This is a genomic window from Thainema salinarum CENA647 (assembly GCF_057732415.1).
On the sequence record NZ_JBYJZJ010000022.1, the window covers coordinates 2957095 to 2982569 of the forward strand.

Annotated in this window: 16 protein-coding genes and 3 tRNA genes; 8 read left to right on the forward strand and 11 right to left on the reverse strand. The window is 50.8% G+C overall.

What is annotated here, in order from left to right; translation table 11 throughout:
• Positions 1-73, reverse strand: a tRNA-His gene (locus AC286M_RS19745).
• A gap of 322 nt (positions 74-395) precedes the next feature.
• Here AC286M_RS19745 and AC286M_RS19750 point away from each other — a divergent pair.
• Both AC286M_RS19750 and AC286M_RS19755 read left to right on the forward strand, forming a co-directional pair.
• A complete protein-coding gene (locus tag AC286M_RS19750; protein WP_488206020.1) occupies positions 396-821 on the forward strand; it encodes a DUF4359 domain-containing protein in 426 nt (141 codons plus the stop codon).
• Positions 822-851: 30 nt separating this feature from the next.
• Complete coding sequence (locus AC286M_RS19755; RefSeq protein ID WP_488206021.1) at positions 852-1646, forward strand: sirohydrochlorin chelatase; 795 nt, start codon at positions 852-854, stop codon at positions 1644-1646.
• Positions 1647-1712: 66 nt separating this feature from the next.
• Here the strand turns inward: AC286M_RS19755 and AC286M_RS19760 are convergent, their stop codons facing one another.
• From AC286M_RS19760 to AC286M_RS19780, 5 genes are all read right to left on the reverse strand, one after another.
• Positions 1713-3146, reverse strand: a complete 1434-nt coding sequence (locus AC286M_RS19760; RefSeq protein ID WP_488206022.1) for a dihydrolipoyl dehydrogenase family protein — start codon at positions 3144-3146, stop codon at positions 1713-1715.
• 422 nt (positions 3147-3568) lie between these two features.
• Entirely contained in the window at positions 3569-4309 is a 741-nt protein-coding gene (locus AC286M_RS19765; RefSeq protein ID WP_488206023.1) for a sulfite exporter TauE/SafE family protein, read from the reverse strand.
• A 252-nt stretch (positions 4310-4561) separates the two neighbouring features.
• On the reverse strand, positions 4562-5728 hold the full coding sequence (locus tag AC286M_RS19770) for a pyridoxal phosphate-dependent aminotransferase (protein ID WP_488206024.1): 1167 nt from the start codon (positions 5726-5728) through the stop codon (positions 4562-4564).
• Positions 5729-6043: 315 nt separating this feature from the next.
• Positions 6044-6781: a phycobilisome rod-core linker polypeptide gene (locus AC286M_RS19775; protein ID WP_488206025.1), complete on the reverse strand. Its 738-nt coding sequence runs from the start codon at positions 6779-6781 to the stop codon at positions 6044-6046.
• A 43-nt stretch (positions 6782-6824) separates the two neighbouring features.
• Positions 6825-7298, reverse strand: coding sequence for a bilin-binding protein (locus AC286M_RS19780; protein ID WP_488206026.1), 474 nt, complete (start codon positions 7296-7298; stop codon positions 6825-6827).
• Positions 7299-8019: 721 nt separating this feature from the next.
• On the opposite strand from AC286M_RS19780, the gene AC286M_RS19785 reads away from it, so the two are divergent.
• The 3 genes from AC286M_RS19785 to AC286M_RS19795 all read left to right on the forward strand — a co-directional run bounded on the left by AC286M_RS19785 (position 8020) and on the right by AC286M_RS19795 (position 12004).
• Positions 8020-9051, forward strand: a complete 1032-nt coding sequence (locus AC286M_RS19785; protein WP_488206027.1) for a hypothetical protein — start codon at positions 8020-8022, stop codon at positions 9049-9051.
• 56 nt (positions 9052-9107) lie between these two features.
• Positions 9108-10292 (forward strand): aldo/keto reductase, encoded by a 1185-nt coding sequence (locus tag AC286M_RS19790; RefSeq protein ID WP_488206028.1) that lies wholly within the window; start codon positions 9108-9110, stop codon positions 10290-10292.
• 263 nt (positions 10293-10555) lie between these two features.
• Complete coding sequence (locus AC286M_RS19795; protein ID WP_488206029.1) at positions 10556-12004, forward strand: protein adenylyltransferase SelO; 1449 nt, start codon at positions 10556-10558, stop codon at positions 12002-12004.
• A 109-nt stretch (positions 12005-12113) separates the two neighbouring features.
• Here AC286M_RS19795 and AC286M_RS19800 read toward each other — a convergent pair whose 3' ends face one another.
• The 4 genes from AC286M_RS19800 to AC286M_RS19815 all read right to left on the reverse strand — a co-directional run bounded on the left by AC286M_RS19800 (position 12114) and on the right by AC286M_RS19815 (position 22456).
• Positions 12114-15299 carry a DUF6923 family protein gene (locus AC286M_RS19800; RefSeq protein WP_488206030.1) on the reverse strand — a complete coding sequence of 1062 codons (3186 nt, stop codon included), beginning with the start codon at positions 15297-15299 and terminating at the stop codon, positions 12114-12116.
• Positions 15300-15380: 81 nt separating this feature from the next.
• The gene (locus tag AC286M_RS19805; protein ID WP_488206031.1) at positions 15381-17516 is read right to left on the reverse strand and encodes an OmpA family protein; all 2136 of its coding nucleotides are present in this window, start codon (positions 17514-17516) and stop codon (positions 15381-15383) included.
• 9 nt (positions 17517-17525) lie between these two features.
• A complete protein-coding gene (locus AC286M_RS19810) occupies positions 17526-21506 on the reverse strand; it encodes a TonB-dependent receptor (protein WP_488206032.1) in 3981 nt (1326 codons plus the stop codon).
• Positions 21506-22456: a CLIPPER-2 domain-containing protein gene (locus AC286M_RS19815; RefSeq protein ID WP_488206033.1), complete on the reverse strand. Its 951-nt coding sequence runs from the start codon at positions 22454-22456 to the stop codon at positions 21506-21508. The genes AC286M_RS19810 and AC286M_RS19815 overlap by 1 nt, the downstream gene beginning before the upstream one ends.
• A gap of 695 nt (positions 22457-23151) precedes the next feature.
• Here AC286M_RS19815 and AC286M_RS19820 point away from each other — a divergent pair.
• The 3 genes from AC286M_RS19820 (at position 23152) to AC286M_RS19830 (ending at position 24830) form a co-directional block, all read left to right on the forward strand.
• Positions 23152-23225: transfer RNA gene (locus AC286M_RS19820), tRNA-Val, on the forward strand.
• A 177-nt stretch (positions 23226-23402) separates the two neighbouring features.
• Positions 23403-23475, forward strand: a tRNA-Thr gene (locus tag AC286M_RS19825).
• A 179-nt stretch (positions 23476-23654) separates the two neighbouring features.
• Complete coding sequence (locus AC286M_RS19830; protein WP_488206034.1) at positions 23655-24830, forward strand: Arm DNA-binding domain-containing protein; 1176 nt, start codon at positions 23655-23657, stop codon at positions 24828-24830.
• A 1-nt stretch (position 24831) separates the two neighbouring features.
• Here AC286M_RS19830 and AC286M_RS19835 read toward each other — a convergent pair whose 3' ends face one another.
• A complete protein-coding gene (locus AC286M_RS19835) occupies positions 24832-25299 on the reverse strand; it encodes a helix-turn-helix transcriptional regulator (protein ID WP_488206035.1) in 468 nt (155 codons plus the stop codon).
• Positions 25300-25475 lie beyond the last annotated feature (176 nt).

Sequence of the window (25475 nt, forward strand, 5' to 3'; positions counted from 1 at the left end):
GGCGGCCGATGGGAGTCGAACCCACGTATGGTGGTACCACAAACCACTGCCTTGACCACTTGGCGACGGCCGCCGTATTGCGATCTTGAATATAACATTTAGATTGAATCTGGTGCAAAAAATATTGGCAAATTTTTGAGAATAGTTTGCTGACCCATCCGCACCTGCGATCGCACTGGCTCTCCAGCTATGCCAATTATTGGTTTTATACTGCTCCGGTAGCCTGTCAGAATTTCTGTCCCCTCAAGCATTGCCACAACGGAAAACGTCCTTTAGGGTTTAAATCCAGGCAGGATAGGAAACATGCGATCGCGCTTTAGCTTCCATACGCCTAGCCCGTACGTGTAGTCTACCTGAACCCATTCGGCACCTTGCAGAACGAGTAACAAAAACAGATGAGCAAATGGTTGAAGAATAGTTTGATTCTAGGCGGTGCCGTCCTGGCCGGATTGGCAGGGGTTTTGGCGATCACCAATCCCAATCGGCAAGCCTATGAGAATTTTGCCACCGAGCAGCTCATGATCTACGCCAAGCAAGAGCTGTGCGACGATGTTTCTCAAGATTTGGGTGGTTTTTTGAGTAGTTCGTGTGAATCGCTGGTCGAAATCGGGCGTGGGCCAGCGCGGCAGATCATCCAGCAGCAAACGGAGCAGCAGAATTTTGGCCTGTTCAGTATCTACACAACGGATTTATCTGTTGACGAGTTTATTCCCAGCGATTTAATTGCTCTCATCGGTGAAACCCCACCCGCCTACCACGTTGAATCGGTTGGCATTCTGCAACAGTTCATTATTTACCGAATTGAGGAGCAAAACCGCTAAGCTCAAAGAAGCTGTCGCATTCCTAGCCTGATGTTTATGCCCGCTTCCCACCGTTCTGCATACCTGCTGGTATCCCACGGTAGCCGCGATCCGCGTCCCGATGCTGCGATCGCACAGTTAGTTACCCAGTTGCAGCACCAGCTCGCATCATATACCCCGCAGGACAATCAGGAGTTCATTCCCCTGATTGGAGCCGCAACGCTAGAACTGGCCGACGAACCGCTGCATCGTCAAATTGAACAGATGGCCTATCTCGCCAGCGCCGAAGGCTATACCCAACTCAATCTGCTGCCGCTGTTTTTGCTGCCGGGTGTCCATGTCATGGAGGATATTCCCGCCGAAATCCAGCAGGCGCAGCAGCTTTTGCTGCATTCGCCAGCGGCGGATATTGCCCTCCACTGCTCTCCCTATCTCGGTAGCCATGCGGAACTGGTGCAGATTTTGCAGACAACCCAGCAGCATGCCGAAATGGACGCTTGGATTCTGCTTTCCCACGGGAGCCGTCGTCCGGGCGGTAATCAGCCCATTGAGCAGCTCGCTGATCAAATCCAGGCCGCTCCCGCCTACTGGTCAGTTGACCCACAGTTGGCACATCAAGTCGAACAACTGCTTGAGCAAGGCCATCGCCGAATTGGTATTTTGCCCTATTTCCTCTTTGCAGGCGGGATTACGGATGCGATCGCAACTTTAGTCAACGATCTAGCCCAGCGTCATCCCCAAGTTACGTTTCAACTCGCTCCCGTTCTCAGCGACCAGGCATCACTGTTGCCGTATCTGATTGACTTGATGGGGACTGACATAGAAGTTGCGATCGCGCCGCGCTGAGGTAAGTGAGGAATGAGGGGAGCAAGGGAGTAGGGGAGCTGCTTTGCTCGACTGTTATCAGCCAAATTAGCCGCCAATCGACCGCCGGAAGTTGAAAAACTTGGTCAGGATCGTCTGTAGTCGCGTATTTTTGGCATACTTTTGCTTGGTAAGCTGCAGCGCGGTTTTGCTGTTGATTTCGGCCAGGGTGGGATAGATGTGAATCATACCTGTCAGCGCTGAAACCTTCAGTCCTTGGGTCATGGCCAGCACCACCTCATGGATCAGTTCGCCTGCCGATGGCCCGACCATGTGGGCACCCAGAATTTCGCCGTTGCCTTTGGTGATGAACTTAGCGAATCCGGCGGTTTGGCCTTCGGCCTGCGCTCGATCCACGTCAGCAAAATTTTGCTTTAGCACGTAAATATCATCGCCATAGCGATCGCGAGCTTGCTTTTCAGTCATGCCCACCCGCGCCAGTTCGGGATCAGTAAACGTGGCCCAGGGGATCACTTCGTACTTGGCTTTCGTCAGCGGGAAGAATAGAGCATTTTTCAGCACAATAGCTGCTTCGTAGGAGGCGACGTGGGTAAACTGATAGCCGCCAATCACGTCACCGCAGGCGTAGATGCGGGGATTGGTCACCGATTGCAGCTTTTCATTCACCTTGATGCTCTGCTTGCCGACCTCGACTTCAGCCGCTTGCAGATTGAGGGAGCTGACGCTGGGCACCTGTCCTGCCGCTAGCAAAATGTCGTCAGCAATGACGTTCTCTTTACCTGCCCAGATGTGTTTTTTACCGTCGATCACCTCTACGCGCTCTGCTTTGGCATTGCGAATAATCCGGATGCCTTCCGCTTCCAACTGTTTCTCAACCACAGCAGCGACTTCAGGTTCCTCTTTGGGCATGATACAAGCGCGACTGGAGATGAGCGTCACCTGTGTGCCTAAGCGTTGAAAAGACTGTCCCAGCTCGCAACCAATCGGGCCAGCACCAATCACGACTAGGGATTCAGGTTGCTCAGTGCGGGTGAAAACGGTTTTATTGGTGATGTAGCCCGCTTCCTGAAGTCCTTCAACGGCAGGCAAAAACGGATGCGATCCGGTGGCAACCACAAACGCCCTGGCTTTTAACTTGCGGCCATTGACTTCAAAGGTGTTGCGATCGCAGAATTGCCCCTCACCAAAAATTACCTCAACCCCAAGCGATTCGAACCGTTCGGAAGAATCATGCACCTCAATCGTGCGAATCACCTTCTGCACGTGCCCAATGGCTTCAGCAAACTCAATCCGAGGCGGTTGAGTGTACACGCCAAAGCGATCGGCATGTTGAACATCATAGGCAGTCCGAGCAGCATGAATCAGGGATTTACTAGGAACACAGCCATAGTAAAGGCATTCTCCACCCAGTCGCTCACGTTCCACCAAGGCAACTTTGGCCTTGATTTGAGCTGCGGCACTGGCAACGACGAGTCCGGCAGACCCACCGCCAATAATTACCAAATCATAGTCAACCGCCATGATCTTCTCCCTTATGCTTGAGGTTATCTGTTGAGGTCGGTTACAGGCTCATCTAAATGATGAACTTCGATGGCTAAGGTTATGCTAATTCTGTCAAATAAGTTTTTCCTGAGAGGAAGGTGGGGTGGGGGTGAGTTTTGAGGGAGAAAGTGCGGAGTGCGGAGTGCGGCGTTATGTAGAACTTGCGATCGCAAATAGTTATGTTTTTACCCGCAGATCATCCAAAGCAGTTATTCTTGTTTTTTATTGACAGTGAACTCAACGACACTGTAGTTGAAAACTAAATCTACAGTCGCCTTAGAATTAGATAATGTCCAAATTGGATGGATAGAGGCAGGTGTTTCTGATAGCGGGATAAAAGAAACTTTCCTCGAAGAATGGGAGCAAAATTTAAAGAAAACACAGTCTCTAAAACATAATCTCTAAAACCATGACAGCAAATGCCGCTGGTTCCAAACCATAAAGGCACCGCTTAGAGCCACAAAGGTTAGCACAACCTGCTGAAACTGATCCCCGCTCATGCGCTCTAGAATCAGCTTCCCTAACCAATTGGCTGGAAATGCTGCCACACCAATTACGACGCCATAGAGCAAATACATCGGATGTAGCGCCCCCAGCAGCCAGTAGGTAATCAGCTTCACCACATGCACCATCACCACATTGACTGCCTTGGTTGCGATCATCTCTTCCTTGACCAAGCCATAGTTAAGATAAACCGGGTTCATCACTGGGCCAGTGCTGCCCACCAAGCCAGAGCCAAATGCATATAAAAAGCCAATTGGCAGAAATTGCCACGCCTTCACCGATAGGGGTGGTTTAGCCTGTCGGAGCCAGTGATTGACGCCAACCAGTAACAACGCGATCCCCAACAGAATCTGCATCCATTCGAGCTGGATTTTGGTAAACGCATAGGCTCCCAAAATCGCGCCAACTAATGCTCCCGGTGCGTACCAGCGAGTCACTGTCCAATCAATATGCTGCCAGAACATGCCGATTCGCTGCATGTTGCCCAGCATCATCCCGGTCGTAATCACGGGCGCAACCGACTCAGCTCCATACCAAAAATTAACGAGTGGAATCAGGATGAACGGACTACCGCCACCTGCCAGCATGCTAATGAACCATGATGTGAAACTTGCTAGACCCAACAGCGCAATCGGCATGCTCAATGACATTAAGGCGACAATCATAAATACTTAACATAATTTTAACCCTCTTCATGTGTGAACTTGAGTTGTTATAACAGTAGTCACATTGATTAGGACGTTGGAAAACTCTGAAAACGTTTAGACGTCTGGGTTAAATATTAGACTTTATTGGAAATAAAGTTTTTGGGGTTGGAAATTGTTTTGTAGCGCGGCTCCGCCGCGCTACAAAACAATTTCCGATAAAGTCTATTGAATTTTGTACTCAAATTAAGCGACGCCCTTCAGTCCGGTGATCAGGCGATCTAATCCGCTCAGTAGCGTGTTGGCCTCTAATGCGCCGTAGGCGACTCGGATGTAGCAACCGTGATCCATGCCGAAGGTTGTTCCTGGAATGACCGCGACGTGATGTTCACGAATTAGGTACTCGGTTAGTGCCATTGCGTCCAACTGAGTATGAACTCGAATAAATAGATAAAATGCACCTTGAGCCGGAGCAACTGTACAGATCCCTTGCTCCACTAGCGGTTGCAGCGAGGCAAGAATTTGCTGACGGATTGCATTCAAAGGAGCAATGCGATCGCAACAGTACTGCCGTCCCACCTTCAGAGCGCCCAAGGCAGCATACTGCGAGACAACGGGTGGACAAATCAGAATCGTGTCCTGAATTTTCTTCACCGCATCGAACAGGTGAGCCGGAATTACCATGTAGCCGATTCGCCAGCTGGCAAATCCGTATGCTTTCGATAGGCTAAACAGCGAGATCGTAAAGTCTTGGCTATCGGCAAAGCGACCGGGCGAAACGTGGGTTACACCATCGTAAGTGAAGTATTCGTAAGCTTCATCGCTGATATGATACAGTCCGCGATCGCGGCAGAGATCATTTACGGCCTGTAGGTCGGCTGCTGGATAAACAGCACCCGTCGGGTTGTTGGGCGAAATGGTAATGATGGCGCGGGTTTGAGGGGTGATGGCCCGTGCGATCGCATCTAGCTGCAACTGGTACTGCTCATTGGTTGGTACGCAGACGGCTCGGCAACCCGCAATTGCGATCGCCATTTCGTGATTGAAGTAGTAGGGCGTTTGCAGAATAATTTCATCACCAGGAGATGCGATCGCCAGCACCGCATTCATAAACGCCATGTTGCTGCCTGCGGTCACCACAATGCGCTGGTCGTTGGTCAGAACCATGCCGTTATCGGTTTCCAGTTTGGCGCGAATCACCTCCAGCAGTGGCGGAATCCCTTCGACGGCTTTGTAAATATGGTTGGCGGGGTTAGCGGCAAAGCTTTGCAGCATGACAATGCTTTCCGGCGGTGGTGGGTAGGAGACGACGCCCTGACCCAGTGAAATTGTGCCGGGATGCTGGCGAATTAGCTCACCTACGATGGGAATAATCGGTGACTGAACAGCCTGCATCCGTGATGAAATGGACATTTGCTGGACTCAACTTTGGGTGCTAAACGAATCAGACGTATGGTTTGCTTCCTTCTGCAGGATAGACCACAAAGACAAACTATCTGTAGCTCTACTAAATAGCTAGTGAACTGAATTGATTATGAACAGGCCACCCCAGCGGGGCGGCCTGTTCATAATCAACTGAAGATTGCTGTAGAAACTGAAGATGTAGAAGAGGCATCATGTGTCACGTTACACCGTACGATGCTGCTCGTAGAAAAACAAAAAAGTGTATTTTGTCACCAGTCACGGTGACAAAATACACTGTCCATACCGAATCTAACTAAGTCTAAATTAATGAATCGCCTGATAAAGCGCCTGCTTTTGTTTTGGCGTCATGGAGGCAATGAGCTGACGTGCTTGAGCGGGGCCTAAAGCCTTCAAAAATTCCATTAGCTCGTCTGGCATCATCTCGTCGGAAGCTGCACTGGGCGATTGATTTGTATGGGCAAATTCACCATCGACTTCTGGATGGCAAACGCCCGCATCACAGTTGAGCCCCAGGGAATGCCAATACATCGTTGGAATGACCCGCTCCCGTTGACTGAAATGTTCGTGGGTCAAGATATTGGTCTCCCAATAGGCTTTTGGTGAAGCATAGTGGCTTTGTTCGTATGTGTGAGGCACCGTAAAGTTGCCAAATACCTTCCGATATTCTTCTGAGTCTAGCAGCACAGTAATGAGTTCTTTAACGCCTGAACGCATCAGAATATCACAGTAGTATTGAACTTCTTGTTCATCTTGAGGAGCGCGACCCATAAAGTGCTTAAAGCACCAGTCTAAAAACTTGAGGTTGGATGAATTGTGATAGTAAGAGTCTAGATAAATTTCAGAGTGGCCAAGGCATTTTAGGAAGCGCTTAACGCTACTTTTACCCTGCAAGAAATCCTTTTCTGCATCGGCTAAAATTTTACGCTCATACTGATAGGGTTGGCGGCCTAAGATTTGGGTGTAAATCTGGTACAGGGCAGATTCCCGTTCTTCGCGGGATGAACGATTATTTAAGGTAATTGAATTATCATATTCCTTCATATTCAACTTCCTAATCTTGTTGAAACTGCGTCTAATTAACAACTTAAGCGTGGGACTTTAGGGTCATCAGCACAACCTCGATATAGGGGCGAACGAGGGTGGCATCGGTAGGCGGCAGCGTAGTTGCGATTGCATCTTCCAGATACTGATACGCTTTAATGCACTGCTCCTGTTTGTGGTGGGCAACCAAGATGGTATCTAACCAAGACACCATTGCTTCCTTGAAAAACATCTCGTCATCTCTCAGCACAGACAGGGCTGCATAGCGTAACACTTCTGCCATATCGTATTTACAGCGCTTGCCGTGCTTTTGAATCAGTTCTGGATAAACTTGAGCTAATTTCCGCAGGGCTTGTAACACTAAGGCATCGCTTTTTTCTCTTAGCAAGGCATAGGTTTCTAGCCGCTGATTGTAGCTCTTGAGATATTGCTCTAATGGGTAAAGTTCTTGAGCATTGAGATAGCGACCATCTGCGTCTAAGACGGAGCGCTCAATTGTATGATTCAGGGTATGCATAAACTCAACTCCAAAGCTTAATCCAACCGCGATGAGGTAATAACTGTGTTACAAAACTAAAAAAATAGACGATGTTTAGCTCAGCCTGTTATGGGAGCAAGAGCACTAAATCAACTCATGAATCAAAACTGAATTTGATTACTTGCTGACTATTTTCAGATTGCCCGACCCTCCGTAAGTCTCAACTTGATGACGTAATTCTTTACATATAGCCAAACTCAAGTTGATGACTTAATTTATCTCAGGAAAAAATTCGGTTGCTAAACCAACTAGTGCTGTGTTAAATCAGTTTTGATGGTTGATATGTCGCGCAAAGCGCGACATATCAACCATCAAAACCCACCAAAACAACGTTGGCAAACCACTAGGTTTTAGATTGGGCAAGCCGAAACTGCGAAGTCATTGCATGTCGGTTCAGTGATTTTCTAAGTGATTTCACCATTTTGAAAACAATGATTTTCAAACAATAGGAAAACTATCCCTGTGAATTTTCGTAGGTCAACACAACTTAAATGAATAATTACAACGTCCAGAATTAGAATCCAATATCAGAACTCAGCATCAAATTCTAAATTGCGATTGCACCTTGGCTCGATTTAAAGCAAAGTTATGTTGTGTTATTTGAACGTTTGTAAATTCTCTCAGTGGAGCTACAAGGATTTGTATGAGAATTCAACGCTTTGTCACAAGTCGCATCGCGAATCGCTGAGATTGCCGCAAGATGAAGGCAAGGCTTGCGCTATTAGCAAGTTCATTTTGCGATCGCAACTGCAATTCACCGCAATCAACCGCTACGCATCAGGCGCTTATGGTTTATCCGGTATCTTGGACTGCTCAGCCCCAACGCCAGCCCCACCCTCTGTCTGCCATTGATGAGTCGCCCGTCGATGCCGCCGAGCTGCGAGAGCGGATCGTGCTGGCACTTGCGATCGCAGATGAGGCGACGTTGCGATCGCTGTTTGTCGATTGCTATCCGCAGGTGGCTCCAGCGCATCGAGTGGGACATATTCGAGCCACCCTAGGCGTGCCTGTTTCCCATGCCCAGGTGATTGACGGAGTGCTGCACTATGACGTAGTCAACTGCGTTCTAGCTGACACGGTACATACCGCTCCATCAGCTCAGGCGGCCTGCTGCTCCACGGTAGATTACCAGCAGGTGACGCGCTGCCAGTCGCCCACGCAGACACTGGGCCGCAATATTGTGCGATCGCAGGTTGAAGCAATCCTGGCCGCATCCGGATTTTCCCATGAACAAATTGCCACGATTTTGCATTTACCGGAAGCCGCTTGGCATAAATCCTGGTGGTATGTGCTGGATGACCTGGGAGAACCGGATGTCCTGTTCCACCGCCGCATTCGCACCCGCCATTACTCCGACGGCACCTACACGCTACAGTATCAGGATTACTTTGCTCAGGAATCGCCGCCCTGCTTTCAAAATCAGCCGCAGCGGGTGCTGATTAAGATTCACGACAGCAGTCAGCGCTTTAGCCAAGTGCTGGCCAACATCAACGCTGCCCGTCAGCACTTGGGCATTCATACGGCCATTCTGATCAGCGACTCCATTTCAGAACTGGAAGCGCAGGGATATATCAACCAAGACATCTATCTCTACGCCACGCATCAGCTGCTGCGTCCAATTCAGGCCGATTGCCTCTTCTGCACCAATCAGCAGTGCCCCATGCAGGGACGCCCCGATTCTCCTGTCCGCATGTGCGATCGCTTTTGTCTGGATGAATGCGACTTTCGGTAATGCATTGGGTCTGCGGTCTACACTGTAAAGAAACCTAAAAGACGAACCCAATCTTCATGATGCAGTATCGACGATTTGGCCGCACGGAGTTGCAGATGCCCGTGTTTTCCTGTGGGGGGATGCGCTACCAGCATTCATGGAAAGATGTTCCCCGTCGGCAGATTTCCAAGCAGAATCAGCAGAATTTAGAAGCGACAATTCACCGCGCTTTCGAGGTCGGGATCAATCATATCGAAACCGCCCGTGGCTACGGCACATCTGAAGTTCAGCTTGGTCAAATTCTGCCCAAGTTTCCCAGGGATCAAATCATCGTTCAAACCAAAGTCAGTCCTAAGCCTGATCCCAAAGAGTTTCGCCAAACCTTCGAGCAATCGCTGCAAAATTTGCGGTTGGATTATGTAGATCTCCTGGGACTGCACGGCATTAATACGGATGAAATTCTAGAGTGGAGTCTGCGTCCCGGCGGCTGCATCGACATAGCCCGCCAGCTTCAGGCCGAGGGCAAAGTACGACACATTGGCTTTTCCACCCACGGCCCCACGTGGGTGATTGTGGATGCAATTCGCAGCGATCAGTTCGACTACGTGAATCTGCACTGGTACTACATCAACCAGTTCAACTGGCCTGCGATCGCAGCCGCAACCGAACACGACATGGGCGTCTTTATCATCAGTCCTTCCGATAAAGGCGGCAAGCTCTACAATCCGCCCCAAAAGCTAGTGGATCTCTGTCGTCCGCTCAGCCCAATGGTGTTCAACGACCTGTTCTGCCTCAGCCATCCCCAGGTTCACACCCTCAGCGTCGGCGCAGCGCGACCCACGGATTTTGATGAGCACTTAAAGGCTGTACCGCTTTTAGATCAGGTAGATCAGGTATTGCCGCCGATTTTAGAACGATTAGAAGAAACTGCGATCGCAGCCTTGGGACGCGACTGGCTCCGCAGTTGGCATCAAGGTTTACCCGATCCGGAAAATACGCCCAACGGCATCAATATTCCCGCCATTCTCTGGCTGCGAAATTTGGCCCTTGCCTTTGACATGACGGAGTACGCTCAGATGCGCTACAACCTGCTGGGCAATGGCGGCCACTGGTTTCCCGGTCAACCTGCTAAAAATGTTCACCAATTAGATCTCAGTCACTGCCTCGCCCGCAGCCCCCACGCCGACCAAATTCCCGCCCTGCTTATGGAAGCCGATCAACTGCTTGGTGGTAAATCAGTACAGCGACTCTCTCAGTCGTAGGCTGTAGGGCTGTTTTATTAGACTTTATCGGAAATTGTTTTGTAGCGCGGCTTCGCCGCGCTACAAAACAATTTCCAATCCCAAAAACTTTATTTCCAATTAAAGTCTATTAAATGCGATTGATGTGATGCGGTTGATGGAATGCGATTGATGGAATGCGATCGCACCTGTAGGGGCAGGTTTAGCTATTCAATTTTGCAACTCAATCGAAACGATTCGTCAAAACCTGCCCCTACCCAAGACTGACATCCAAACACAACCCTATGACTCACAATCCCTTTCTGCATCAGCTTGACTACGAACCCGCGCTCGAAATTCTCGGCGATGACTACTATGACATCGTTGACGCGGCAGAATTTCCGCAGCATCAGCTCCGCTTTCGCAATGATGACCTGCTGTCGCAAATTGGTCTCGATCCGCAGCAGGTAAAAGACGAGCATTTTATCGGCGCGTTTGGCAAATTCGAAGCGATTCGTCCTTTTCTCGCGCTGCGCTATCACGGCCACCAGTTTGGCGAATATAACCCATTCCTGGGCGACGGTCGAGGCTTCATTTATGGTCAAGTGCGCGGCGTTGATGGCGAGCTGTATGACTTTGGCACCAAGGGTTCCGGGCGCACACCTTACTCGCGGACTGCCGATGGCCGCTTGACGCTGAAAGGTGGCGTGCGGGAAGTTCTGGCCGCCGAAGCGCTGCACTATCAAGGCGTACGCACCTCCCGCTGTTTAAGTTTGATCGAAACGGGCGAATCCCTCTGGCGTGGCGATGAACCCTCGCCAACCCGGTCTTCGGTTATGGTGCGATTTTCGCGATCGCACATCCGCTTTGGCACATTTGAGCGGTTGCACTACTACGGGCGCAAAGACCTGGTGCAAATTCTGCTCGACCACGTAATTGAGCAGTACTATCCTCATTTACTGGGCGATCCAGATTGCTATGCCCGCTTTTACGCTGAACTGGTTGAGCGAATGGCCGACTTAGTCGCACAGTGGATGTCCGTTGGCTTTTGCCATGCGGTGCTAAACACAGACAATATGTCCATTACGGGCGAAAGCTTTGACTACGGCCCCTATGCGTTTATTAATACCTATGACCCGCGCTTTACTGCGGCTTATTTTGACTACATGGGGCGCTATCGCTACGGCAATCAGCCGCTGATGTGCCGCTGGAACCTGGAGAAGCTGCAAATCCCGCTCAAAATGGTGATTCCAGCTGCCAATCTAGAGGCTGGACTGGAAGGTTACGAGGATCGATATCGCGCCACCTACCAACAGCGAATGCTGAACCGTCTAGGCTTTGGTGACTTGGGCTACGACCATCTGCCGATTGAAATGGCCGATGAACTGCTCGAATCGACACTGCGGCTGCTAAGTGAAACGGAAGTGGGCTACCACGAGTTTTTTGCTCAGCTCCGTCAGCAGTTTTTGCCCCAGTGGCGCGAGGATGCACAGTCGATCTTCCCTGCTGTGATGGAACAGTCTGATCCAGCGGCGGCTCAATGCCTCGACCAGTGGCGTTTGCTCTATCAGCACTGTCTCGCCCATCTTACAAATGATGAAATGGATGAAGTAGCACAGCGACTCGAACGTCATAATCCAATGACTGTTTTAGTTCGTCCAGAAATTGAAGCGGTTTGGGAACCGATTGCGGTAGACGACAACTGGCAGCCGTTTTATGACTTGCTGAAACAGATCCGCACCCAAAACTGCTGAGCTGATGCCTCGACCAGATGACCCAAAAAATTATGGCGATGGCATGATTAGATCGATCACAAAAGGGGAGCACTTGGTGCTCCCCTTTTGTGGTGTTTAGCTGCTGAACTTAATCAACTTGGCTGCTAAACCGAATAAACCCAGATTGTCCGGCTGGAATATTACCGACATTAACTAGTACCGAACCATTGGGATTCATGCTATTTGCACAAGGCTGAGGTGCAGGCGTTAACTCAGGCAAAAACTGTCCTCCATCTCCATCATTAGCATCGCTGAGCTGAGTGGGATTTGCAGTCCCCGATGCGGTTGACAGAGTGTTAGCAACATAGGAGGTTCCAACGGGAATGGCGTCACAAATCTGGACATTATTGGCCGTTGTGCCACTCGCTAAGTAATAGATGGTGTATTCCACCACGTCTTGACTAGTGACCTGAGCCGATGGAGGTAACGACACCTCACCCACAAATCCAGGCCGCACCGGATTAGCGACGGGTTGAGTAAAGCGAGTTACCGCCCCATCTTGAACCAGCGCTGTAATTCGCTTCTGCAAAATCAAATCAGGCGAAATACTGACGGTAATCGTGCCGTAATCATCCTCATTCGGATCGCGGTTGTTCGGTGTCGAATCCGGATCCGTTTGGTCAACACTCGAAACTTCGGCCACGTTGGTGACAGAATCAGCCGTGAGTCGCCCAGTTAATAGTAGAGAGGTGCTTTCTCCGCTAGCCAAACTGGCAATTGACCAGATATTGGTTGTTTCATCGTAGGTTCCTGTCGCTGGTCGAGCTTCGACAAACTCAAATCCATCTGGAAAATCATCGGCAATTTGAATATTAGTTGCCGTATCAGGGCCACTGTTAGTCAGCTCAATCTCAAAGGTAATCACATCGCCAACTGCAATTTCGTCGGTGTCAACTAGCGTTTTTTCCAACGATAAATCTGCGGTTACAGATGGAACTTGAACCCTTGATATGTTGTTGGCTAGATTCGGGTCAGGCACACTCGAACCTGTAATTTCAGCGACATTTTCAAACGGCGTACCGTCGAAGGTTCCCTGGAGGGTTAGGACAACAAACTGACCTGCATCTAGATCTGGAACAGACCATACTCCCGTTGCTGCATTGTAGGTTGTCCCCGCCGGAGCGGTTGCCGTAAAACCAGCGGGCAGGTCTTCTTGAACCGTGACGTTGGTTGTATCACTTGGCCCCAAGTTACGCAGGGTAATGGTGTAGGTAATCGTATCGCCAATGTTGGGATCTGGATTGTCGACTCCTTTTTCAACTGCTAAGTCTGCAATCTGTGGCGTAACAACGGTCGGTGTATTCTCATTTGGATCGCCAGGATTACCGTTGTTATTGGGGTCTGGCTCTTGTCCATCGTTTGATTGATCGGTAACTGGATTACCACTCGGATCGGTGCCAGTTGCGATCGCAGTATTGTTGTAGGGGCCATAATTACCATTGGGTGTGACCCGCACAATGAAGAAAACAGAACCAATCTCTCCAGGGGCTAATGAGTCATTACCTTGCAGCAGGTTTGGATTAGCCGGTGTTCCAGCAAAATTCGGATTCGGAGTTAATCCATCCACACTTCGAGGAGACTGACTAATCTCAAACGTGGCTGGAGAGATAAAGGTTTCTTGGGTAAAGTCTTCCGTAATTTGGACATTGTTGACTGTGACTGATCCCAAGTTCTCAACGATCAGCGAGTACTGAATATCAATCGTACCGTCGCTGTTAACCGCAGGTTGACCAGCCCGTTTGGCAATACCGATTGCCCCCGTTGCAGAGGGTGTTGTGTCAATTGGGGTGGGGTCTGGAAAATTATCGGGTGTGTTCGGATTATCGGTTCGGGCTACGATGCGAGGATTGATTTGCGTCGGTGGGCCACCACCAGGCGGAATGATAGTAGCCGTTGTTGTTTCAACAACAGCTTGATTTTCGAAGGTACCTGCTGGTGTGCCAGGAGCAATTTGCACATCTACCGAAAACGCACCTGTTGTGCCAGGAGATAAAGTAATGCCGTTAATCACAAGATTATTGGCATCGGCACCCACACCATAGTTGTTTGTCGTTGTGCCATTTAAGATATTGCCGCTGATAGTTTGCAGCGATCCTGGAACGAATGTCCGACCGTCTGTCGCACCATTTGTCAGCAGCGTATCAGTGAATGTGACGTTCTGTAAGTCAACAAAATTAGAGTTTGTAAAGCTGTATGTATAAGTGACAATGTCTCCAGCTTGTACAACGGTACTGGATGCTGTTTTCTCAACTAGAGGGGCATAAGGACAAGATGCACCATCGTTATTGCCGACCCCTGGTGGACTAGAAAGTAATTCAAATTGAATGAAGTTGTTGCCAGGCTCAACTTGCCCTCTGTAGAGCTGGCCATTATTTGCATAGAGAAATATCCGTCCGAAGGCATCAAAAAATGTTCCTCCAACAATTTCTGTACCGGGGGCATTACCAGTTGCGGCAAGTGGCACTGCACCAAGTACGCCAGGAGCTATCGGAGTATTGACATCAATTCGGACAATATCGCCTTCTTGCCGATCAAAACCATAAAGTTGACCATCTTCAGGGTTAAAGGCAACATCGAATAATTCTGGGACATTGCTGTTATCCGTACGTTGAACCGTAAAAGAGTCGATTACAGTTGGCGGAGCTGTCGTTACATCTATTTCTGTTAATAATCCTGATGGTGCACTGCCTGCTGTGATCTGAACCGGAGCATAGACGTAAAGCGTACCGTTTGGTCCAACATCCCCAGCAAAATAATCGGCATTAGTAATGCCTGGTGGTACGCCTAGTGAGGTTACTGCACCTGTACTATCAATTCGATAGATGGTTGAGCGAGGTTGTGTAGCAGCAGCAGGGGCGGGAAGGCCCCGGTTATTGGGGCGAATGGCATAGATAAAGCCATCTTGGGGACGGAAACCAGCTGCGTTATAAGTAAATGAAGGTGGCGTTTGATTCAAAACGGGATCGATGTCAAAATCGCCGCTAGTATCTAAAAAATCTAAACGAGTTGGATCTTGATCGGTCGGAGCGTTCGTAATGTATAACGTTCCATCACAGTTAAATGGAGCCGTAGCCTGAGCACGGGATGGAGGTGCATAGCCAAACGTTGCGATCGCAAAAATCACAACGAGTACAAGACTGCGTAGAAAGCGCGACCAGCTAAATCGACCAGAACGGCTCGTCGTCTTGTGTAATGAGAGTGAGCTAGGCTGGCGGGTCGAAGACGGCTGTGACGCAATAGATGCGAGTTGTGACGTTCGGAATGGCAAACCCATGAGTTCAATCCAATTCAGATTTAGAAACTAGAGACTTGAGACTTCAGAGAACAGCGAAATAAAGTGCTAGTACGCGCAACTCTATTGACCTTCAATTTGCAGGTCGCCTTCTTGGCGCTCAAAGACAATATCGAGGCCGCGCAGGTCGCGGAAGATGACTTCGACTCTGCGATCGCGAGCGTAATCAACCACGCTATCACCCGTAGTGGCGCGCTGAGATTCACTGAGGGCGCGAATTGTCATCCGCTCGTTGGCGACGCCTTGGGACAGGAGGTAATTACGCACAGCCAGAGCGCGTCGGTTGGAGAGATCCAAGTTGTACTGATAGCTGGCTCGCGGATCGGTGTGGCCTTGCAGTTCAACCGTAATAAACGGATATTCCAGCAGGACTGCTGCAATTTCGTCCAGCACGGCCTGGCTTTCCGGACTGAGAGTGGCTTGATCGAGGGCAAAGTGGACATTGCGCGGCACGTTGAGCACCAGCGGTTCGGGAGCCGGGGGTGGTTCTGGCTCAGGCTCAGGGGCTGTGACGCACTGAGGAATCTCGGGCGTCGCTGGAACAGGAGTCCCCACATTGCCGATGGCGACAAAGGGCGAGGGTTCTGAGGTGCCATATTCGGGCAGGGTTGCGATCGCACTAATCAGATCGCCTGGTTCCAGTTCCGCTGTAGTGGAAAATAAACCATCAGCATCAGCTTTTACAGATGCAATTGGCTCTAGCAGATCGCCATAGCCGGGAAAGCGGTTAGTCGGTGGATCAAAGGCAGGCGCAACGCGGTAAATCACGACATCGGCATCCGGTGCGGCTTCCCCTTGCAGCGTCACTAAGCCACCTGCTGCCGCTGCCTCATCGAGCTGTAGCTGAGGCGAATTGATAGCGGCATTGCCTGTGTCCTGGCGGCGGTTTACCGAATTACGCGGCGGATTGGGGCCGTCGCCCCAGGCGTATTCCTGCACACCCGTGGCGTTAAACATGACCAGGTCAATACTCAGCCCTTCGTTGCCGAGGAACTGGTTGCCCTGAATGACGTTGCCGATGCTGGGCGGGTAGGCTGCGATCGCAACTCCGGAACCTGTCTGATAGGTAATCGCATTGTTTAAAACCTGGTGGTTGTCGCCCATCAGATATACGGCAGCGCGACGCAGGCGGCGACCGTTGTACTTGATGTCGTTTTCGCGAATCTCCACGGAACCATCAGGCTTGAAGGCATAGATACCGCTGCCATCGCTGCCGCAAATCACGTTGCCCTGAATCAGCGAGTCGCTGATGTCGCCTTCCAAGCGAATGCCGTCGGGCATTCCGGCAATGCCGTTGCCGACAATGGCGTTATTGATTACCTCTAAATTTTGTGCCCGTACCGAGGTAATAATGCCGCTGCCTTCGTGGTTGGCGATAAAGTTATTGCGGATCGTCGCGCCCTGGCTATTGAAGACGTAAACACCAAACGAAGACGGTTGGGCTGGGAAATCACCATCGGCCATAATGCCCAGCCAGTTATTTTCAATGGTGACGTCCTGGGGCGGGATGTCTCGCTCATTAATGAACGCAAACGACCGGGCCGGAGGCTGCTGATCACGGGTATCCGGTGGGGGATCGGGGTGAGCGATGAAGATATCAGCGGGTGGCGTAGTCGCAGTGCGGCCAATTGTGGAGGTGAAGCCGTAGAGGCTCAATCCTCTAACTGTGACGCCATCGGTCACAATCGTTAACCCCCGCAGTACCTCCTGACCTGCCGCAGGCGTGATGCTGACTAGTGGAATCGGCATATCCACTTCTGCGATCGCAGAGGTCTCGGCGTCATACCCCGCTTGCGTTGTACCATCCAGTACGAGTCCAGGCGAGGCTAACGGCGGCAGCATTTCCTGAAGCTGAATGACGGTTTGATCGGTAGGTAAATTAAAGCCAATCTGCGAAGTAGCGCTGGGAGCTAATGCTTCAACTTGGGCCTGTTCGGCGGGACTCAGATCTGCGATCGCAAGTTCACCGTTGGCCAGGAGAATTGCTTCACGTAGCGTCAAACCGCTATCGGGGGTTACCGTATCCTGATCGCTGTTGACAATTGCCTGCACCGGAACGGTTTCGACTGCAACGGAGTCAGACTCCGCATCAGCCTGACTCAGCGTCGGACTGGCGGTCAGCAGCAGAGTGGGTACAACGGCCCAGCCTAGGGAATGAATGCTAACTTTGCGCTTCGATATCGATGCCTTTGAGTTCATGCTGATCCTTTACTCCTCCCCTAGCCCAAGTTTGAGTGCCTGCTTTGACTCCAAATCAGCTTCTAGTCCCGAATGAGACGCAAACGCCAGGGCATCAGCCGCCGAACCAGCCGTCGATGAACTAACATCAGTAGGCTCTGCCTCGGCTGAGACATCGGCTTCATCCTCATCCGCCACGCCTGCGTCGGCTTCAATCACTGTTTCCTGAAGCTGTTCCGGTGAAATATCCGGTGCACCAAAGCGCTGGAGCAGCTCATTCACCTTCAGATTGACCGCCAGATATGGCCCACCATCGGAGCGATAGCCTTCAAAGCCATCATCATCGACTGCACCAAAGCTATAGCCAACGCCCAGCCGTAGATCCGGCGTCACATAGTAGCCCAGCTCTAGCGCAAATCCGGTTTCGTTGAAGCCCGAATCGGTTTGACCAATCCAGCGCACGTCGCCCGCTACATCCCAGCGATAGCCCAGGCGATAGGCCACCCGGCCCTGCGCCAGGTGAATCGCATTGGAAACCGTCAAATCATCGGCGATAAACGAGTTGGTGTAGCGCAGGGCATACTTGCCATAGAACTCCCAGCGCCAGGTCGGTGCATAGATGGCCTCTAGCCCGAAGGTGTGATCCTCTGAACCGCGACCGGAATCCACCAGAATCGAATCAGGTGTGGTACCCGGATTGCGCCGATAGTCGTAGCGCAGTAGAGCGTTGAATGCGTCACTGTCCGGATCGCGGTAAGCCAGACCGACCCGCAGCGTGGACGTATCGCTCAGCAGTCCGGTCAGAATTTGGTTCGAGAAATTGGACTGTTGATAGCGAGCCAGCACCGTCAGCTCCGGCGTCAAGCGTCCCGCTGCCGCCGCATACCAGACCGTATTGTCGCCCGCTTCCGAGTCCCGATGCTCAAACCGCGCACTGGCTTTGAAATCTGGGTCATCAGTATAGTCAAGGCCGATGCTGTAGCTGTCCGCCTCCTGAAGCCCTAAGACGCCAGAGCTTTGCGCCACAGTATAAGGCTGTCGATACTGCTGCCCCACAGCCGTGTCGGCAAAAATATCACCGCTAATTCGCTCATAGCCCAGATTCAGGCGCAGGCCCGGAGCAACCACCCAGGCGTGATTCAGCCCCAAAGCAGACTGAGCGCGAATGCCGTTGATACCACCAATAATTGAGTAGCGATTGCGCAGTGTCGTATTTTCATCCAGCTCCTGCTCAATTACGGTATCTAAGCTGGTGATTGACGTATCATCAAACGAATCGCCGTAGAGGAACTGCTGCGTTAACCGCAGATTGACGCCGGGGAATGCCGCCCAGTTTAAGCCCAAAGCGGTGCGATCGGGGTACAGTGGGTCTTCGCCATCGCTAAGGCTGAGTGCATTCAGCGCCTGGAACGTTAGTCGTTCCGCCAGCGGCACCGTTAACTGAGAAACGAGCTGACTAGAACTGGTATCCAGTGCGGATTCGGGTGCGATGCGATCATTGCGATCGCGATCCACATAGCTCAAGTTGAAGATGGCTCGACCAATTTCCTGCTGAACCCCAACTCGGAAGGTACTCAGCGTATTGTCAACCGCTGAACCGGGGATTGGCTGTAAGCCCGGATTGAGCAGCGTGTCTAAATCCGTAATTACCAGCGGTGCAATGCCGAAATTTTCCTCGAAGTCGTACTGGAGATTGACCCGTGTGGTGGACGTAACCGCTGCTGACAGCGCTCCACCGATCCGGGTTTGCCCCGGCGTAAAGCTGAACGTGGAATCGTTAGCAAAGGTTTCATCCACCGTCCGATAGTAGGCGCGCAGGGCAATGACCTCATTGAAATTAGCGCTGGCCTCTAGACGATAGGCATTGCCAGAAACATCGCCAAACGTCAGTGAGGTGTGGTCAGAGTGGGCATATTCCCCTTCGATGAAGGCTACATCACCAATCGGCAGCAGGAAGTCGAAGCCAAACAGCTCAAAGTCCTGATCGCCTTGGTCTTCATTTAAGTAGCTGACGCCCACCCAGCTCGGTCGGTCAAACCCATAGGCCAGGTTGTACTGAAGGCGGCCCGCTATCAGGTCGGAGTCGCCGCCGCCGCCGCCTTCATACTGGTAGGTGACAACAATTCGGCGCACCAGGGAGTTACCAAAAATGTCAAACTCGGTGGCTTGAATGGGATCCCGGAACATAATTGCGCCCCGGTCATAGTCAATTTCGTAATCTGGCCCCCGCTGGAGTCGTTCCCGCTCCACCACTACGCCGGGACGGCCCAGTTCCTCAAACTCAATAAAGACCTGTTCACTGCCCGGAATCACCAGTCGGCGCGAGACAAAGTAGTAACCGCTGGTGCCATCGGGTGGAATCGTGTCCCGCTGGAATCCGTCTACGTTGTCAGCGTATAGCGCCGTAAGCTGGAGATTGCCCAGACTGTAGTTAGCCTTGAAGCCGTGCAGATTCCGACTCGTAGCCGTGAACAACTGTGAGGCGCGGGAAAACTCGCTGGTGCCGTAGTCGCCCCACATGAAGAAGTCCGGCTCGGCCCCAGGAGTAAGCGAATCCCGCTGGAAGCGGATAAACAAGCTGTCCTGGGATGGCGTCAGCGTATCCACGGTTGAGCTGTCGCCATAGACCGGATACTGATCTTCACAGAACTGAGTATCGCGGAACAGCCGATCGCCACCGTCGCAGGTTTCGTTCAGCGTCCGCTCGCTGTTGTAGGCGGCCAGGAACTGCCATTCGCCAATGGAGCCAATGCCAAAAACGGCAGAGGACAGGTCAAACGCGACGCCATCATCCAGTTCATCCGGATTGAGAAACTCGCGGAAGCTGCCCCAGTAGTCCGTACCCGCTTCACCAATCCGCAGGTTGACCGTACCCGCTAGCAGCGTAGGCCGCAGCTCGGTGACAAACTCAACCTGCGTAAACGCTTCTAATCCCGGCGCAACCGCTGTCGGCGTAGCGTACTCATTCTCATACAGCCCCGTACTGAAGCGATCGTCTTCATACAGCTCGCGGAATTCCTCTTCGTCTAACTCCAGCGCGTCCAGCAAATCATTGCGCGCGATCGCAGCTCGCACCCGCACCTGCTGCGCGTCTAGACTTGACTGCAAACCCGCCACAAAGCGACCCTGCCGCGCCACCACCTGGAAGCCCGGTCGATCCGGTTCCTGGTCGGCTCCCGGAAATTCACCTGCCGTTGCCGTCAGCGTGACGATCACGGGTTCTAAGACCAGCGACCCGTCCGGGCCAAGCACTATCCCTTCCAGTTCAACTAGAGAACGGCCATTTGCGATCGCACGACCCAACCCGATTGGATAAACTTCGATGCGAAATCCTTTATCTTCCCCACCAGGAGCCGCAGGTGCTGGCAGGACTGGATTATCCGGTAAGTCAAATAGTCCCTCATAAGCCGTTGGTTCGGAGACACCCGCATCGGGCCGTCGGAAGCGCTCCCCGGTAATCTCATCCACTCCCGCTCCCCACGGATCAGAGGAACCGGGTAATGCATTGTTGAACGGCGCTTCGAACAGATCGTTATTGCTAGTGCTGTTGCCGATGCCAGTTCCAGTCGAGCTGCCTGTGATATCCCGCTGCCGATTGGCGGGAGTCGCCTGTTCGCCCACGGGAAACAGCACCCGTCCGCCTGTTTCCTGATCAAAGAGATTGGTCGCCGGATGGGGAACTAGTACTGGCTGAGCTGTTTGGGGTTCAACCTCATCTGTGGTTGATAGATGAAATCCCTCCTCCTCAGCCGGATCAAAGCCCAATTCTTCAGTTGTGGTGCTGAAGGTTGCCTCCGCAGGCAGCGGCTCACTGGGCGTGATCTGGCGCGATCGCAACAGATCCTCTGCCGTATTCGACGCCTCCGCCTCGTTTTTCCAGTCCGACAGCCGAGGCGGTTCAGCGGAGCCGGATGCCACCTCCTGCGCAGAAGCCGCCGAGAGGGAGCCAAAGATCGCCAGGATTGACGAGAGCAACCAGAGTCCTAACTTGACATTCATGAGATATCGCATTATTGCTGTCCTTCCCCATACGCAGGCGTGACGGCAAAGTTCATCCGGGCCAAACCACCCGGCTGAAGTCGAACAAGACGGGACTGGCTATTGCCTTCAATCCAGTAGAGATTTGGAGCCAGCGTGTATCCCGGTAAGCTTGTCAGATCCAATGTGCCGGAGCGATTTCCGGCAATCACGTTAGCCAGCGAGAACAGACCGTCGGCATCGGTGACAATCCGGTTGCCATCGTCCATAAAGATGACCGCATTTGGCACACCCGCCTCACCAGGCTGCTGCTGTCCGTCAAAGTTCTTATCCACAAACACCCGACCCACAATCGTGCCGCAGTCCGACAAAATGCCGGGGCGAATGAAGACGCGATGGCTGGCGGTATTACTGGTGATGGTCTGACCGTTCGGTGTCGTACCCGATGCCACTGCCAAGTTGCGGCCCGATCCTCGAATCGCGTCAGGCGTTAGCAAAGCAGCATAGGCAATCGAGATCGATTGATCCGGCAGCAGCGTTTGATTCGTAACAAATTGCAGTGTGCGTCCAGTGGCAGTGGGATCTGCGATCGCAAATTCGGCTGAATTGCCCTCTACACCAATCGCTCCCCGTGCCGAACCCTCAACGTAGCGCAAGCCGAGCGGCAGTTCGTCTTCCACTGTCACATTATTGATAGGAACAGTGCCAGTGTTGCGGATCAGCAGTCGATATACGACAACGTCACCTGGCTCAGCGGCAGACCGATCAGCGGTCTTAACAATTTGCAAGCCGGACTCTTCCACCACTGCCGTAAACGTTGTGGTATTGGATGTCACGGTTTGAAGAGTCCCACCTGGAGGGGTAAAGCTGGCCGTTGCAACATTCTCAACCGTCAACGTTGCGGTCTGCGATTCCTGAGCAACCGCCGGAAATGACGCTTGCTGAGCATAGCCGAGTAGCAGACTCAGTATCAGACCTGCCAAAAATAGCCAGACAAATCTGGCCTTACGTATTAATAAGTTCACTCCACACACCTGGTCACACGACGACATTGCAACTGACAGTGCTTAACACACTACGAAATCTGCAATCGTAACGCCCGAATAAAAAGCCGTCAAAGATTAATCGAACAGATTATTTCTGAAAACTACCTCTTATCTGCTTATCGTTTTATTTAATTGAATAAGCAGAGCCACACCGCTGATGATTCTGAGCAATGATGCCTTTCCAAGTAATTCCACTGAAGTCATTACGAGGAATGATGGAATTTACTGGAGTTTATCATTAGTTTCTACGTACTTACACAAACAGAAAAAGTTTTTCTTCTACATAGAACACACATCTAGGGCCGGATATTACCAGACATTTTCAGTGAGAACAAGGCTTGCATATTTACCTCAAACGTGCTCAAAAACGACGCAATACGTAAAATCCGCTGAACAAACCCCTGCTTCAGATTGGATAACGTCTACTGCTTCTTCGCTAGTTAGGTTTGAACGTTCAGCCGGGGAACTGCTCACATCTCACGTTCCAATTCAATTGGCAAAAAATGTGCAAGCAAATTTATGTTACAGAGCATTGCATAGAGTAAAATTGAATACATAATCGGCAACGATTTCGGTACATGGAAGCTGCTTGCACTAATCGAGAGCTTCATGCTATCTTTGAAAGTCCGTTAGGACGTATAGCTCAGTTGGTTAGAGCGCCACGTTGACATCGTGGAGGTCACTGGTTCGAGTCCAGTTACGTCCATCTTGAAAAATTGCCCCAAAGTACCCCTATGTCTGCACCAGTAGAAGATTGATATTGGTATCGTCTTCTCTTCGTGTCAGAGCCTATGTGCGTGTCGAGTAGGCAACTATTTAACGTTGGATTAACGTTGAATCGTAATTTAAGTTGATGCTAATCTGCTATAGTTAGAAAACGTTTGCTGGTGTAGCTCAGTTGGTAGAGCAGCTGATTTGTAATCAGCCGGTCGCAAGTTCGAGTCTTGTCACCAGCTTTTATGTGAAACGAGTAAAATCCTTGCTAGCTAGGGGCTTTACCTGTTCTTTTTGGGACTGAGGACGAAAACAGTTTGAGCTTTTTGGGAAGAATTGGGCCAGATTGAGATAAAGATTGAGATAAAGATTGAGATAAAGAGAGCTAAACTGATATTTATCTACTGTAGGGTCTACCCACATGGCTCAAGTCCTCTCATCTCCAGCTAAAAAGCGTCGAAAAGCTAGGTCTGGGACGGTTCAAGTCAGAAGTAGCAATAATCGACTTCAGTTGGTCTTTACGGTTGAAGGAAAGCGCCATTTTCTATCAACAGGGCTGGGAGATACTCCCTTCAACCGTAAGCAAGCACAGGATAAGGCCCTAGAAATTGAACGGGATATTGCCTACGGAGAGTTTCAACCTGAAAATCTGACACGATATAAACCTGAGTCGCCTCTCACACCAGAAGATTCCGAACCTTCACTCATAGATCCAGCGATTGATCTATTAGACATTTGGGTTAGATATACGGATGCGAGAAAAATCGGCAAATCTCCTGCCACTCTCAGAATGTATGACTGGGTAGCCAACCATATTGAGCGTTGCCCGTATAACTCTCCTGCTGAATCACAGGCTATTTTTGACTGGTTAAGCGCTCATGTGCCTGCTGGCTCCTCAAAGCGGATCCTGATGCACTTGTCGGCAAGCTGCAAATGGGCCAAGAAATCTGGTTTGCTAGGCTCCAATCCTTTTGATGGGTTATCTGGTGAAGTCAAGGTCAAAAAAACGAGCACGGAAGAAGAAGAGATTTTCCCCTTTACTCGTGAAGAACGAGATAAACTCATTCACGCATTTGCGACCAACAAATATTACCAGCACTACACTCCGCTCATTAAATTTTTGTTTTTGACTGGTTGCCGCCCGTCTGAAGCCGTCGCACTCCAATGGAAGCATATAACTCCATCTCATATCAGCTTTGAACAGGCACTGATTTACTCTGGCAAACGTGGCCTCGTCTTAAAAAGTGGTCTGAAGACACAGGAGCGCAGAAAGTTTCCGATCAATGGCCAGTTAGCAGAGTTGTTGGAGTCACTGCGTAAAGAGCAATCTGATTCAGAAGCGCTGGTTTTTCCGAGTCCAAAAGGGAAACATATTGATTGGCACAACTTTACGAGTCGAGCCTGGCAATCTGTCCTTGCTAAGCTACCCGAGATAGAATATCGAAACCCATATCAGACAAGACATACTTTCTGTAGCCTTTGCCGAGAAGCTAATATTGCCAGTGTCCAAATTGCTAAATGGGTTGGGAATTCGGCGGCAATGATTGATCGAGTTTACGCAAAACCAGTTGACCAAATCCATGTCCCTGAGTTTTAGTCTATAACCGATTGGTTGACTTTTTTGAGTTCTTCAGCTTCTGGGGATTCTGAGAACTTAGTAGAGATGCTTGTTGGTTTTCAATAGCACGTTTGTGTGCTGCTGGATTTTGAATATTGTGCATCCAATCGTCAATTAGATCTAAGTTGTACCGAGTGCAGCGACTATTGATGCGAATCCAATGAATACCTTCAATCCAAACCCCTGACAGGCGATACCGTTTCAGGGTTGTATCGCTGAGTTTAAGGTGCTGTGAAATTTCTCGTTTGCTCACAAACTGAGTCATGGCCTCTCCTAAAGCCAGCCAATGCGGCCTGAATAAAGGAACCTGGATGCAACAGGATCTGGCCTGTCCTTGAGCGGCAGGCTGTTTGTGAATCCTGGCAGAGATCTTTAATAGGGGACGCGGCAGACTTTGACGAAGTCCAGTGGCGTAGCAGGTACCAGCAGAGCACTGTTCAGAAGTCATACGTTTGGCCTATATGTGCTTACTCTACGTCGAAATTATGGCCAAGCTGTGAATGATGTCCGCTAATTTGATGACCAACTAATGTGACCCAACTGTCCCAAATCTTCCATATTGAGGTCACATCCTCTCTTTAGAATTTGCTCATTACGGTCGTTTCTGTCGCATTGAGCAATTGA

Bases quoted from the DNA above. Each gene is read 5' to 3' on its own strand.
- AC286M_RS19835 (WP_488206035.1), bottom strand. From the start codon at position 25,299: ATGACTTCTGAACAGTGCTCTGCTGGTACCTGCTACGCCACTGGACTT.
- AC286M_RS19765 (WP_488206023.1), bottom strand. From the start codon at position 4,309: ATGCCGATTGCGCTGTTGGGTCTAGCAAGTTTCACATCATGGTTCATT.
- AC286M_RS19760 (WP_488206022.1), bottom strand. From the start codon at position 3,146: ATGGCGGTTGACTATGATTTGGTAATTATTGGCGGTGGGTCTGCCGGA.
- AC286M_RS19770 (WP_488206024.1), bottom strand. From the start codon at position 5,728: ATGTCCATTTCATCACGGATGCAGGCTGTTCAGTCACCGATTATTCCC.
- AC286M_RS19795 (WP_488206029.1), top strand. From the start codon at position 10,556: ATGACTCACAATCCCTTTCTGCATCAGCTTGACTACGAACCCGCGCTC.
- AC286M_RS19810 (WP_488206032.1), bottom strand. From the start codon at position 21,506: ATGCGATATCTCATGAATGTCAAGTTAGGACTCTGGTTGCTCTCGTCA.
- AC286M_RS19755 (WP_488206021.1), top strand. From the start codon at position 852: ATGTTTATGCCCGCTTCCCACCGTTCTGCATACCTGCTGGTATCCCAC.
- AC286M_RS19775 (WP_488206025.1), bottom strand. From the start codon at position 6,781: ATGAAGGAATATGATAATTCAATTACCTTAAATAATCGTTCATCCCGC.
- AC286M_RS19830 (WP_488206034.1), top strand. From the start codon at position 23,655: ATGGCTCAAGTCCTCTCATCTCCAGCTAAAAAGCGTCGAAAAGCTAGG.
- AC286M_RS19750 (WP_488206020.1), top strand. From the start codon at position 396: ATGAGCAAATGGTTGAAGAATAGTTTGATTCTAGGCGGTGCCGTCCTG.
- AC286M_RS19790 (WP_488206028.1), top strand. From the start codon at position 9,108: ATGATGCAGTATCGACGATTTGGCCGCACGGAGTTGCAGATGCCCGTG.
- AC286M_RS19785 (WP_488206027.1), top strand. From the start codon at position 8,020: ATGAAGGCAAGGCTTGCGCTATTAGCAAGTTCATTTTGCGATCGCAAC.
- AC286M_RS19805 (WP_488206031.1), bottom strand. From the start codon at position 17,516: ATGAACTCAAAGGCATCGATATCGAAGCGCAAAGTTAGCATTCATTCC.
- AC286M_RS19800 (WP_488206030.1), bottom strand. From the start codon at position 15,299: ATGGGTTTGCCATTCCGAACGTCACAACTCGCATCTATTGCGTCACAG.
- AC286M_RS19780 (WP_488206026.1), bottom strand. From the start codon at position 7,298: ATGCATACCCTGAATCATACAATTGAGCGCTCCGTCTTAGACGCAGAT.